This window comes from Mesonia algae (assembly GCF_003253545.1).
Classification (GTDB): Bacteria; Bacteroidota; Bacteroidia; order Flavobacteriales; family Flavobacteriaceae; genus Mesonia; species Mesonia algae.
Genome location: NZ_QKYV01000002.1, coordinates 33,753 through 45,970 on the forward strand (window position 1 = coordinate 33,753; position 12,218 = coordinate 45,970).

Below are 12,218 nucleotides of genomic sequence, written 5' to 3' on the forward strand. Positions count from 1 at the left end.
AGGTATATTTTTCGGGTTTTTCCATTATTTCCCTAATGAAATTAAATTGGCAAATAAACGGTAAGAACCTGACACACCTGCGGGAAATTCTCTAAAAAAACTAAGTCCTGTATAGATATAATTTCCTTTTCCGTAAGAAGCAACTAATAAGCTTCCGTCCATCCAAGATTCTCCTTTTTCTTTCAAAGATAAAATAGGGGTAAAGTGTTCTTTATCCCATTCGTTAGGAAAATACAATCCGCGTTCTTGTACCCAGTTTTCAAAATCACTTGATGTAATTTGGTTGGGTGAGTTGAGAATAGGGTGTTTTTTTGCTAAAAATTTTACCTCAGAAAATTCATCGGTAACACGATCTCTAGAAACGTGAAGAGCGTAGGGTGCTAAATTCTCGGTGATCAATCCACGATTGGTATTATATTGCACGATCATATTACCGCCTTGATTTACATATTCAAATAAAATAGATTGTTTAAAAGCTAAATCGTTAACCGTATTATAAGCTCTAATGCCTATCACCACAGCGTCAAATTCATTTAACTTTTTTAGAGTAATTTGTTTGGGTTGTAAAATAGTGACTTGGTAACCAATTTCTCTCAAACTCTCTGGAACAACATCTCCTGCACCTTCTATATAAGCAATTTTATCTCCTTTCTTTTTAATGTCTAACGCAATAAGTTTTGCCGTAGCAGCTTCTAATAAAATTTGCTTTGGGATATGCTCGTAATCTATTTCTACCACGTGTTGATCGTATTCTTTTTCTGATGTGATAAAACGAGCTTCTAATTGAGCTTCTGAGCCTTTATGTGGAGGAGTGACCGTAATATAAATTAATTTTTCTTCTCCTTTTTTACTGAATCGTATGTCTTCTTGAGTGTAATCAATCTTCCACTTCTTTGGAACATTTAATTTTAATTGACCAGAAATGTTATTAGAAAAAGATTTGATGGTAATCGGTAAAACTTTAGAATTTTCATTCCCGAAAATAAGAATGGGTTTTCCCATTTTTACTGAAATAGCAGGAACTATTTGAAAAGGTTCATATACTTCACCCTCCACCGGGTCATTGTATTTATAGACTAATTCTTTTTCAAAATTAAGTCTTTGGCCTTCAATTTCTAAAACAAAATTAGCTTTTAAAGTAGACGGCGTTTCTGGTAAACCAATATACGCTTTGTTACTTACCTCGTACATGCCTAATTCACTCGGTTTTTCTAACCAGTAAGGATTCGTATAAGGAGTTGTTGTAGGAATTGTAAACTTCTCTGTTAAAGAAATACGCTGATTGGAGTTTAAAGTTGTTGTGAACTTCTTTTTAAAGTTAGAGTTACTAATCGATATTTCTTTTAATACTCCATTTGCTTCTCTTTGTGTGGCTTCTATTTGTAAAGAAATAGTTTCTCCTGGCGTAGTTAAAGCCGATTGAGTTACAGCTTCTAAATACAATCCCGCACAGGCAGCAATTAGGTTTTTAGTTTCTTCTAATTTAATAGTTCTCCAATGATCATCGTCTAATTTTTCAATGAGTTGGTAAACCTTTATTAGATCCTTTAAACTTTTTGAAGGCGCAGTAAAATCATATTCTTTCTTAATTTTGGCTACCAATTTTCCAATCTTTTCTCCGCCTTTTATACGGCTCCATGTGGTATTAATACCTTCAAAAACATCATTATTTGTAGGTTTTTTTCCTTTTATAAGTTCAATATATTCCAATTGTTCACCTCTTACAGGGGTATTCCCGAAACCTTGAGATTTATGCTGACTTCTACTATGGGATGCGATTTCACTATTTGAAGTTCCGATAAGTGGGTTGTAAACCCCAGCGTCTATGGCTAACATTTTAGATTTATCTGCTTGTTCAAATTTTTCTTGGCTGCCGTAAAACCACCATGAAGTATTAAAAAATAATCTTTGTGGTTGCCAAGTACCTAAGGTTTTCGCTTCCGCGGAAGCAAAATTATCATCGGCTGCTTTATCAAAAGCTTCTAAACTCAATCTAGCCGAAGAAGTGTGATGCCCGTGGGTGTTTCCTTCAGTACGATGATCAAAGCGGTTGATAATTACATCGGGTTGAAATTTGCGAATGGTTTTTACCACATCTTTTAAAACCTCTTCTTTATTCCAAATTTCTAAAGTCTCTTGTGGGGTTTTAGAATATCCAAAATCGTTGGCACGAGAAAAAAATTGTTGACCGCCATCAATCTTCCTTGCCGCTAATAATTCTTGAGTTCGTATAAGTCCGAGTTTTTCTCTTAGCTCAGAGCCAATTAGATTTTGTCCTCCGTCACCACGAGTAAGCGATAAGTAAGCAGTATTAGCATGTATTTGATTAGAAAAATAAGAGATGAGTTTGGTGTTTTCATCATCGGGATGCGCTGCTACATATAAAACGGAACCTAGAAAATCTAATTTTTCTAGCTGCTGATAGATTTGAGAACTGTTGAGTTGAGATGGTTGTTGTGCGAATAAATTATAACTACCTAATAGAACGAGTAGAACTAAATAGTGTTTTTTCATTGGGATAAATTTGGGTGCTCCCAAATATAAGAACTTTCAAATCATCAAAAAGTTAATGTTATAAAGAATCTGACCCATCATCTACAAAAGCATCTTTTTTAACTAATGAGATGGCTTTTTGTAATACCAAATTGTTTGGGTAAGTGATTAATTCTCCTTCGTGTGTTCTTAAGTAAAGATGAAAAGCTTTAATATCTTCAATAATACCTTCTAACGGAGCATCTTTATCATGTATTTTTATCTCGTCCCCAATTTTATAAGGAAAAGAGAAAAACATAATCACACCAGAAGTGATGTTACTCAAAATAGACCATACAGCAAATAAACCAATCCCAATTACTGCAAATACTGATGAGAAAACAAGCGATAATTGTTCGGCTTTAACACCCCAAACAAACATTAATAAAAAAGTAGCGATAAAGACCATTAAAAAATTAATGTATCTTACCATAAGTCTTACCCGTGCTAAATTAATACCCTGTCTTTTACCTACTTTATTAGCTGTTGTAGTTAAAATAAGCCGAATTAGTAAAAGACCAATAATTACGCCCAGGGTATAAATACTATCTGAAGAATGATTTAAAATAAAATCACGCATAAGTTCTTAATTTATGTGCAAAATTACATAAATCGCATTCAATTTGTGATTTTTAAAAACGTAAAACTTAGTTAATTTCCTCTAAAATTTCATGAGGTTTTCATAGAGAAGATGAATAGGCATGCCCATAACTGTATAATAAGAACCTTCAATTTTGTTGATTCCTATTTGTCCTATCCATTCTTGTATGCCGTAGGCGCCAGCTTTATCGAAAGGTTGGTAATAATCCAGGTAATAATCAATTTCTAATTTGGTGAGCTCTTTAAAGTAAACCGTGGTATAATCTTTAAATACAGCTGTTTTATTTTTAGATTTTAAACAGACCGAAGAAATCACATCGTGTTTATTATTAGACAGAGTACTTATCATCTCATATGCCTCTTTACGATCTCTAGGTTTTCCTAAAACCTCACCTTCAAAACATACAATAGTATCTCCTGTAATTAGGATGTCGTCTTCGCCTAAATCATTTTTGAAAGGTTCAGCTTTTAATTCTGCTAAATATAAGGCAACCTCTGGAGTACTAAGATGGCTAGGGTAGGTTTCAATAACTTTTCTAATTTCTACCGAAAAAGAAAGACCTAATTCTTCTAAAATTTGTTTTCTCCTAGGAGAACCTGAAGCTAAAATTAAATTCTTATTTTTTAACTTCTCTTTTAAAGGGTTTACTTCCATAAAAAGGGATATAAGGCTATAGATATAATTCCGAAAATTAATATCAGTTTTAATAATCCGTTTAAAGTACTAAATTCTTTTTTATGTTTCGTAGAAATAATTTTAAACATAAACCACAATAGAGGTGCTAATACAAAAAGAACAGCATATACAAGTGCATATATATTATTGTATAAATAAGCATAAATGTAATATAGAATAGCTACCAGAGGTAAAATACTTATAACAAAAATGAGCTTATTTGTTCTTTCTTGTCCCAAAGAAATGGGAAGAGTATTTACTCCTGCTTTATGATCCCCTTGAATATCTTGTTGGTCTTTTACCATCTCTCTTAGCCAATTAATAAGAAAAGCAAAAATGGCATAATCTAATATAATGGAGAAAAAGGTTCGTTGTGTGGCTTGGTTTTGAGGTGTAATTGCAGGTAGTAAATCGTAAAGCGCAGGAAGAATAATCACTAAAGCGACCAGTGCGCTAATGATAATATTACCTACGACTAGATATGATTTTAAAGAAGTTGCATATAAATATAAGATTCCAGATACCATTATAAAGATACCACTAAAAATAGGTCTGCCAATCATATTAGAAAGGTAGAAACCTAATAAAACTCCAATTACGTTTAATCCAATAAATAAATTATAAGCTTTCTTTTCAGAAAGATGCTTACCTATAATCACTCTGTTGGGTTTATTAATAGAATCGGCTTGAACGTCGTTGATATCATTTATAATATTCCCGGCAGCAGCCAGACATACCGTAGCTATGATTAATAAAGAATAACCAAAGCCGTTGAGTGTAATTTCTACAGCAAAGGGTTCAAAAAAGCAATATTTAATGACTAGTTGTGTAGCAATAATCATTAATAAGTTAGGAAAGCGAACCAGTTGTAAATATTTCTTCATAGATATAAATTAGTCGTTAAGCCATTTACCCTGAACTTTTAATACTTGTTCGATAAGGTCACGAGCAGAACCTTTACCGCCATCTTTATGAGAAATGTATTTAGAGATAGCTTTAACTTCTGGTGCAGCATCTTGTGGACATGTAGGCAATCCTATAATCCTCATAGGGTAGAGGTCTGGAATGTCATCTCCCATATAGGCTACATTTTTAGCATCAATATGGTGAGTTTTAAAAAACTGATTTAAACACGTTACTTTATCTTCTACACCTAAGTGAATTTCTGTAATTCCTAATCCGCTTAAACGTTTTCTCACCGCTTCATTTTTACCGCCAGAAATGATACAAATCTTATAACCGCTAGATACGGCTTTTTTTAGCGCGTAACCATCTTTAATATTCATGCTACGTAATAATTCTCCTTCTACAGAAACGTGTACTGTACCGTCTGTAAGTACGCCGTCTACATCAAAAACAAAAGTGGTAATATCATTGAGAATTTCTTTATAATTTCTTTCCATAAGTGGTTTGTATCGATTGGGTGAGCAATTTATAAATTTCTGAATATTTTTCGTTGGTTAACTGATTTAAATGTGAAGCCAGAGTTTTTTCATCGTTTCTAATAGCAGGTCCTGTTTGCACATCTTTTGGAGAGTTTTCTGTAGCTTTTCTGGAAGTTTCGGTAATTAGAGCGTGTAAAATTTCAAATGGTACTTCATTTTGTTTACATAATTCTTCTCCTATTTGATATAAGTGATTGGTGAAATTACAAACAAATACAGCGGAGAGATGTAGCGATTTTCGTTGCTCACTTGAAATTGGAAACACTTTATCAGAAATTGTTGAAGCAAGCTTCTCCAGTACAGTATAACTTTCCTTATCGGAAGCTTCTAAACATAATGGAATAGTCTCAAAATCTACTGCGGTATCTTTAGAAAAAGTTTGCAAAGGATAAAAAACCCCATTTTTAGATGCCAAATTAGACATGGGCACACTCCCAGAAGTATGTGCAATAACCTCTTTTCGGTTTTTTAATTTTTCTATTATTCCATTAACGGCATCGTCTTTAATAGCAATAATGAGAACATCTACTTCTTCTAAATCCTCTAAACGACTACAGGTATTGGTCTTACCCTTAAAATGTTTAAGATTTTTATCATTGCGTGCGTAAACCTGAATAACCTTTACAGTATCACTTTCCGCGAAAGCCTTATAAAAATGTGTAGCTACATTTCCCGAACCTATAATAGAAACTTTAATCATATCAAATTACTTAAAAAATGAGTCGGTTAATTTTAACTAATAACTCCATATTTTACCGCTAAAATAAGAAGTATATCCCACAAAAATGGGTAAATTTGCAGCGTTTATAAAATCGCCCTTATGTTTCAAAAGAAGATTACCCAAATTCTTTTTTCAACCCGTACAATGGCTATGTTGTTTATTAGTTTTGCTGTAGCTATGGCAATCGGGACTTTTGTAGAAAATTCTTACAGTACAGCTACCGCCAGAGCGTGGATTTATAATGCTTGGTGGTTTGAAGCTATTATGATTTTATTTGCTTTAAATTTTTTAGGTAACATTAAAAGGTATAGGTTATTAAGAAAAGAAAAGCTAAATACATTAATCTTACACTTGTCTTTTTTACTGATAATTATTGGTGCAGGAGTTACACGATATATTGGATATGAAGGAATTATGCCAATTAGAGAAGGAGAAACTTCTAATATTATGTTATCTGAAAAAACTTACCTTTCTATATTAATAGACGGAGAGGTAAATGGGGAACCTTTAAGAAGATCCCAGGCATTGCCTTTAAATTTGGCGCCTAAAATTGATAATAATAAAACGCTTAGCACCGATTTTAAAGGTCAAGAAGTAACTTTTGAAGTGGTAGATTTTATCGCTGGAGCGGAAGAAGGATTAGTTGAAACTGAAGATGGTAAAAACTATTTTAAAATAGTTGAAGCCGGTGGCGGAAATAGACACGATCATTACTTAGAAGAGAACGAAGTTACCTCAATTCATAATATATTATTTGCATACAATAAACCAACTGAAGGAGCTATAAATATTAATCTTTCAGAAGAAGGATATACAATTTCGTCCCCATTTGAAGGAGATTATATGCGTATGGCCGATCAAAAAAAGGGAGAAGTGGTGGCAGATACGGTGCAACCCTTAATGATGCGCTCTTTATATAATATGGCAGGAATGCAATTTGTTTTTCCAGACCCTCCAGTAAAAGGAAAATATGATCTAATTGCTTCCGAGGAAAAAGAACAAGGACAACCAGATGGGGTAGTAGTAAATATTACCAGCAATGGTGAAACTAAGCAAGTAAAAATGTTGGGTGCAAAAGGTTATGTAAATGACTATAAGCAAGTAAATGTAGGCGGATTAGAAATATATTCTCGCTACGGAAGTAAAGAATATGAGCTTCCATTTTCGATAAAAGTGAATGATTTTATTGCTGAAAAATATCCTGGTACTGAAGATAATCCTATGCCAAGCTATTCTTCATTTAAAAGTAAAGTAGACTTAATTGATGGAGGAGAAGTGACCAAGCACGAAATTTATATGAACCATGTATTGGATCATAGAGGATACCGATTTTTTCAAGCTTCTTTTGACGCCGATGAAAAAGGAACCGTTCTATCTGTTAACCATGATTGGTGGGGTACCTGGATTACTTATATAGGTTACTTTTTGTTGTACATAGGGATGATGATTATCTTATTTGAAAGAGGATCTCGTTTTGGAGAGTTAACCAAAAGATTGGATAAATTAAAAGCTAAAAAAGCTTCATTAGGAATTATAGCAGCGCTGTTATTTAGTATTTCAGGTTTCGCTCAAGATAATCACGAAGGTCATAACCACGAAGCAGGAGATGTAGATCATGAGCATTCAAGTAGTTCTATGATTATGCCTAAAGCACAAGTAGATTCTACATTACAGGCTACGGCAATCGATAAGGAACATGCTTCAAAATTTGGTAGAATAATTATTCAAGATGCAGGAGGTAGAATGAAACCTGCAAATACCTATTCTTCAGAGTTGATTAGAAAATTAAGTAAAAGTGATCATTATGAAGGATTAAATAGTGATCAGGTCTTGATTTCTATGACAGAAAATCCTTCTCTATGGTATAATGTTCCGTTAATCTATGTAAAAGCTAAAAATGATAGTTTACATCACGTTATCGGGGCAAAAGAAGGGGAAAAGCATATTCCGTTAGCACAGTTTTTTGATAATCAAGGTAATTATAAACTATCTCCTTTTTTAGAAGAAGCTTACAGAACAGAAGTGAAGAATCAATTTCAAAAAGATTTCATTTCTGCCGATGAAAAAGTAAATTTACTTTACAATGCCTTGGAAGGAAAAGTATTAAAGATTTTTCCTATTCCCAATGCAGAAAATAATAAGTGGGTTTCATACCCAGAAGCTATCAAAGCTGAAGGTAAATTTAAAGGAGTAGATTCATTATATACAGTAAATGTATTGCCACTTTATATGCAAACCTTAAGAATGGCTCGCAGTAGTGGTGATTATTCTAAAGCTAATGATGTTTTAAATAGTATTGAAGGTTTTCAAAAAAAGTACGGAGAAGAAGTAATGCCTTCTCAAGAGAAAATAGATACCGAAATATTATATAATAAATATGATGTGTTTAAAAACTTGTTCTGGCAATATATGGCAGCAGGTTTATTAATGTTCATCTTTGTTATTATACAAATTTTTAAAGACAATAAAACTATACGAACTACCATTAAAGTTTTTCAAATAGCTATTCTAATATTATTTTTCGTTCATACAGCAGGTTTAATTGCTCGATGGTATATCTCTGGTCACGCTCCTTGGAGTGATGCCTACGAAAGTATGATTTACGTAGCTTGGGCCACGATGTTTTTTGGTTTAGCATTTGGTAGAAAAAGTGATTTCACTACCGCTTCAACCGCTTTTGTTACCGCAATGATCCTTATGATAGCTCATTGGAACTGGATGGATCCTTCTATAGCCAATTTAGTACCTGTATTAGACTCGTATTGGTTAATGATTCACGTAGCAGTTATCGTAGCTAGTTATGGTCCGTTTACTTTAGGAATGATTTTAGGCTTAGTTTCTCTTATTCTTATGATTCTTACTACAGAAAAGAATAAAAAGAAAATGAGTATTAATATTCAAGAATTAACCATTATTACTGAGCTGGCTTTAACGGTAGGTTTAGTTATGTTAACCATAGGTAACTTCTTAGGAGGACAATGGGCTAACGAAAGTTGGGGAAGATATTGGGGTTGGGACCCCAAAGAAACGTGGGCTTTAATTAGTATAATGGTATATGCTTTTGTTATTCATATGAGATTAGTGCCAGGCTTACGCGGAAGATTTGCCTTTAACTGGGCAGCGATTATAGCCTTTGCTTCTATATTAATGACTTATTTTGGAGTGAATTTTTACCTTACGGGCTTACATTCTTATGCAAGTGGTGATCAAATTATTAGCTACCAGTTTATTATAGGTGCTTTTGTAGCTTGGATAATATTAGGGTTTTTAGCACATAGAAAGTATAAGCAGTTTTATAAAAAATAAACAAAAGAATTTTTAATAAATTAAAAAGCTAAGTATAATTTACTTAGCTTTTTTTTGTGATAAAACTTTAGTGAAATTAACACTATAATGTAATTTAAAACGAGAATAGGAAACATAAGGATCAGATAAAAAACTAAAATTATCGATTAAGTAAAATTTTTTAAAATTTTATGAAGAAAACTCAATATATTTTCGTAATAGATATATGATTTTCAACTTTTTATATATCTTTCAAGTATAAATTAGATTTATGATATACTTTAAATGATTAGAAATACTACTCAAGAAATATATAATTTAGAGCGTTTTTTTAGTTTGAGTCCAGATATTATATGCGTTGCTGGTTTTGATGGTTATTTCAAAAAAATAAATCCTGCGCTCTCAAATTTACTTGGTTACTCCGAAGAAGAGCTGTTGGAAAAACCAATACAATATTTTATACATAAAGAAGATATTTTGCCTACCACTATATCTTTACAGTCTTTATTAAATAACACTCCTCTTGTAAATTTTCAAAATAGATACATTACAAAGAGTGGCGAAACAGTATGGCTATCTTGGAGTTCAATTCTTGAAGATAGAGAAAATGTAGTTTACGCTATCGCAAAAAATATTACTCATTTAAAAACAGTAGAAAATGAACGTAATAATCTTTTAAAGAATCTTACAAGTTTAAATTCGAGCCTTAAAAAGTTTTCGTATATGGTATCTCACGATTTAAGATCACCCGTATCTAATATCATTTCTATTTTTGAATTATTAGATCTTTCTCAAGTTAACGATCAAGATACTAGAGAAAATATTGAATATATAAATGAAGCTAATTTAGAGATAAAAAAAACCTTGAATAAATATGTAGATGTTATAAAAAGTAATAAAAATATTAACACAGATGTAGAATTTCTAAATATTGCAAGAGTATTTTCAAAAGTCAAAAATTCTATTGAAGAATTATCAAAAAATACAAACGCTAAATTTGATGTAGATTTTACAGAATTACCTTATATTAATTTTAATAAATTATACTTGCAGAGTATTTTTCTGAATTTAATTACTAATTCATTAAAATTCAATAACCCCAAAAACCCATTAATTATTACAATTAAATCGAAATTGAATAATGATATCCCCCAACTTATCTTTTCTGATAATGGTAGAGGATTTGATGAAAATACAATAGGTAAGAATATTTTCAAATTAAAGAATAGTCATGAGAGTTCTGAAGAAAGTAAAGGTATAGGTCTATATCTCGTTAAAAGTTATATGGACTGTTTTAATGGTGAAATACAAGTTTCTAGTAAATTGAATGTTGGAACAACTTTTACTCTAACATTTTCAACCTAATTTAAATAGATTTGAAATTAGCAACTAATCCTATATAATGCGCTAAATACAGGGAGAGTTAAAAAAATTCCGCTAAGGGAAATAACCAATAGCGGAATTAATTTAATCTAATATATAACTTATTTTATCTCACCAACCATATCTTCTGGTTTTACCCAATCATCAAACTCTTCTGCAGTAGTATAACCTAAATTTACAGCTTCTTCTTTTAAAGTAGTACCGTTTTTATGTGCAGTATTTGCAATTTCAGCAGCTTTGTAATAACCAATTTTGGTATTCAAAGCGGTAACCAACATTAAGCTATTCTGTAGCAACTCATTAATACGTTCTTGATTTGGTTCAATTCCGTTAGCACAGTGTTCTTCAAAAGAAGCACAAGCATCCCCAATAAGCTGAGCACTTTGTAATAAATTAGCCGCCATTACAGGTTTAAATACGTTCAGTTCAAATTGACCTTGCATACCACCAACGCTAATAGCTACGTCATTACCCATTACTTGAGCACAAACCATAGTTAAAGCTTCACATTGTGTTGGATTTACTTTCCCTGGCATAATTGAAGATCCTGGTTCGTTTGCAGGAATAATAATTTCTCCAATTCCACTACGAGGACCAGAAGCTAACATTCTAATGTCATTTCCTATTTTATTTAAAGAAACAGCTAATTGCTTTAAAGCTCCGTGGCTTTCAACTAAGGCATCGTGAGCCGCTAATGCTTCAAATTTATTTTCTGCAGAAGTAAAAGGAAGTTCTGTAAAGTCGGCGATAAATTTAGCAACGTTTACCGCGTATCCTTTAGGAGTATTTAATCCTGTTCCTACCGCTGTTCCCCCTAGTGCTAATTCCGCTAAATGCGGAAGTGTTGCTTTTAAGGCTTTTAAACCGTGATCTAATTGAGAAACGTAACCTCCAAATTCTTGTCCTAAAGTTAAAGGTGTAGCATCCATAAAGTGAGTACGACCTATTTTTACTACATTTTTAAAATCTTCAGATTTTTTTTGAAGCGTATCTCTTAACTGTTTTACTCCTGGAATAGTAACTTCTACAATTTTCTTATAGGTCGCAATATGCATTCCTGTAGGGAAAGTATCATTAGAAGATTGAGATTTGTTAACATCATCGTTAGGTAAAAGAGTTTTTTCTCCTTCACCAATAGTTTTTCCTGCTATTTGATGCGCACGATTTGCTATAACTTCATTTACATTCATATTACTTTGAGTACCAGATCCTGTCTGCCAAATCACTAATGGAAACTGATCGTCATGTTTACCTTCTAAAATCTCATCACAAGCTTTGGCAATAAAATCCCTTTTTTCTGTAGAAAGTACACCAGCAGCTTCATTCGTATAAGCTGCAGCTTTCTTTAAATAAGCAAAACCGTACACTATTTCTAGCGGCATAGATGCAGCTGGACCTATTTTAAAGTTATTTCTTGAGCGTTCGGTTTGGGCACCCCAAAGTTTATCGGCAGGTACTTTTACCTCACCCATAGTATCTTTTTCAATTCTATATTCCATGAAATGTAAGTTTTTTATAAGAAGCTACAAATTTAATGATTTCCGATAGGATAGCGTAAAAACTTTTCACATTTAGT

General features: G+C 32.5%; 9 protein-coding genes. 2 read left to right on the forward strand and 7 right to left on the reverse strand.

The features are described from left to right. Window positions 1-24: 24 nt before the first annotated feature. The 6 genes from LX95_RS03360 to LX95_RS03385 form a co-directional block, all read right to left on the reverse strand. Window positions 25-2,514, reverse strand: a complete 2,490-nt coding sequence (locus tag LX95_RS03360; RefSeq protein ID WP_111540028.1) for a PIG-L family deacetylase — start codon at window positions 2,512-2,514, stop codon at window positions 25-27. A gap of 58 nt (window positions 2,515-2,572) precedes the next feature. After that, a complete protein-coding gene (locus tag LX95_RS03365) occupies window positions 2,573-3,112 on the reverse strand; it encodes a mechanosensitive ion channel domain-containing protein (RefSeq protein WP_111540029.1) in 540 nt (179 codons plus the stop codon). Between the two features lie 81 nt (window positions 3,113-3,193). Then, window positions 3,194-3,787: a Maf family nucleotide pyrophosphatase gene (locus tag LX95_RS03370; RefSeq protein WP_111540030.1), complete on the reverse strand. Its 594-nt coding sequence runs from the start codon at window positions 3,785-3,787 to the stop codon at window positions 3,194-3,196. Continuing rightward, window positions 3,778-4,692, reverse strand: a complete 915-nt coding sequence (locus LX95_RS03375) for a geranylgeranylglycerol-phosphate geranylgeranyltransferase (RefSeq protein WP_111540031.1) — start codon at window positions 4,690-4,692, stop codon at window positions 3,778-3,780. The genes LX95_RS03370 and LX95_RS03375 overlap by 10 nt, the downstream gene beginning before the upstream one ends. Before the next feature lie 9 nt (window positions 4,693-4,701). Beyond that, window positions 4,702-5,211, reverse strand: coding sequence for a KdsC family phosphatase (locus LX95_RS03380; protein WP_111540032.1), 510 nt, complete (start codon window positions 5,209-5,211; stop codon window positions 4,702-4,704). Then, complete coding sequence (locus LX95_RS03385) at window positions 5,195-5,953, reverse strand: Rossmann-like and DUF2520 domain-containing protein (RefSeq protein ID WP_111540033.1); 759 nt, start codon at window positions 5,951-5,953, stop codon at window positions 5,195-5,197. Before LX95_RS03385 ends, LX95_RS03380 begins: the two co-directional genes overlap by 17 nt. 120 nt (window positions 5,954-6,073) lie before the next feature. Here LX95_RS03385 and ccsA point away from each other — a divergent pair, with 120 nt between their 5' ends. Then, window positions 6,074-9,280 carry a cytochrome c biogenesis protein CcsA gene (ccsA, locus tag LX95_RS03390; RefSeq protein ID WP_245924717.1) on the forward strand — a complete coding sequence of 1,069 codons (3,207 nt, stop codon included), beginning with the start codon at window positions 6,074-6,076 and terminating at the stop codon, window positions 9,278-9,280. 264 nt (window positions 9,281-9,544) lie between these two features. Further along, window positions 9,545-10,624, forward strand: a complete 1,080-nt coding sequence (locus LX95_RS03395; RefSeq protein WP_111540035.1) for a PAS domain-containing sensor histidine kinase — start codon at window positions 9,545-9,547, stop codon at window positions 10,622-10,624. 119 nt (window positions 10,625-10,743) lie between these two features. Here the strand turns inward: LX95_RS03395 and fumC are convergent, their stop codons facing one another. Further along, a complete protein-coding gene (fumC, locus tag LX95_RS03400) occupies window positions 10,744-12,141 on the reverse strand; it encodes a class II fumarate hydratase (protein ID WP_111540036.1) in 1,398 nt (465 codons plus the stop codon). Window positions 12,142-12,218: the final 77 nt, after the last annotated feature.

Coding starts and splice junctions, on each gene's coding strand:
- LX95_RS03370 (WP_111540030.1), bottom strand. CDS start 3,787: ATGGAAGTAAACCCTTTAAAAGAGAAGTTAAAAAATAAGAATTTAATT.
- LX95_RS03395 (WP_111540035.1), top strand. CDS start 9,545: ATGATTAGAAATACTACTCAAGAAATATATAATTTAGAGCGTTTTTTT.
- LX95_RS03375 (WP_111540031.1), bottom strand. CDS start 4,692: ATGAAGAAATATTTACAACTGGTTCGCTTTCCTAACTTATTAATGATT.
- LX95_RS03385 (WP_111540033.1), bottom strand. CDS start 5,953: ATGATTAAAGTTTCTATTATAGGTTCGGGAAATGTAGCTACACATTTT.
- ccsA (WP_245924717.1), top strand. CDS start 6,074: ATGTTTCAAAAGAAGATTACCCAAATTCTTTTTTCAACCCGTACAATG.
- LX95_RS03380 (WP_111540032.1), bottom strand. CDS start 5,211: ATGGAAAGAAATTATAAAGAAATTCTCAATGATATTACCACTTTTGTT.
- fumC (WP_111540036.1), bottom strand. CDS start 12,141: ATGGAATATAGAATTGAAAAAGATACTATGGGTGAGGTAAAAGTACCT.
- LX95_RS03360 (WP_111540028.1), bottom strand. CDS start 2,514: ATGAAAAAACACTATTTAGTTCTACTCGTTCTATTAGGTAGTTATAAT.
- LX95_RS03365 (WP_111540029.1), bottom strand. CDS start 3,112: ATGCGTGATTTTATTTTAAATCATTCTTCAGATAGTATTTATACCCTG.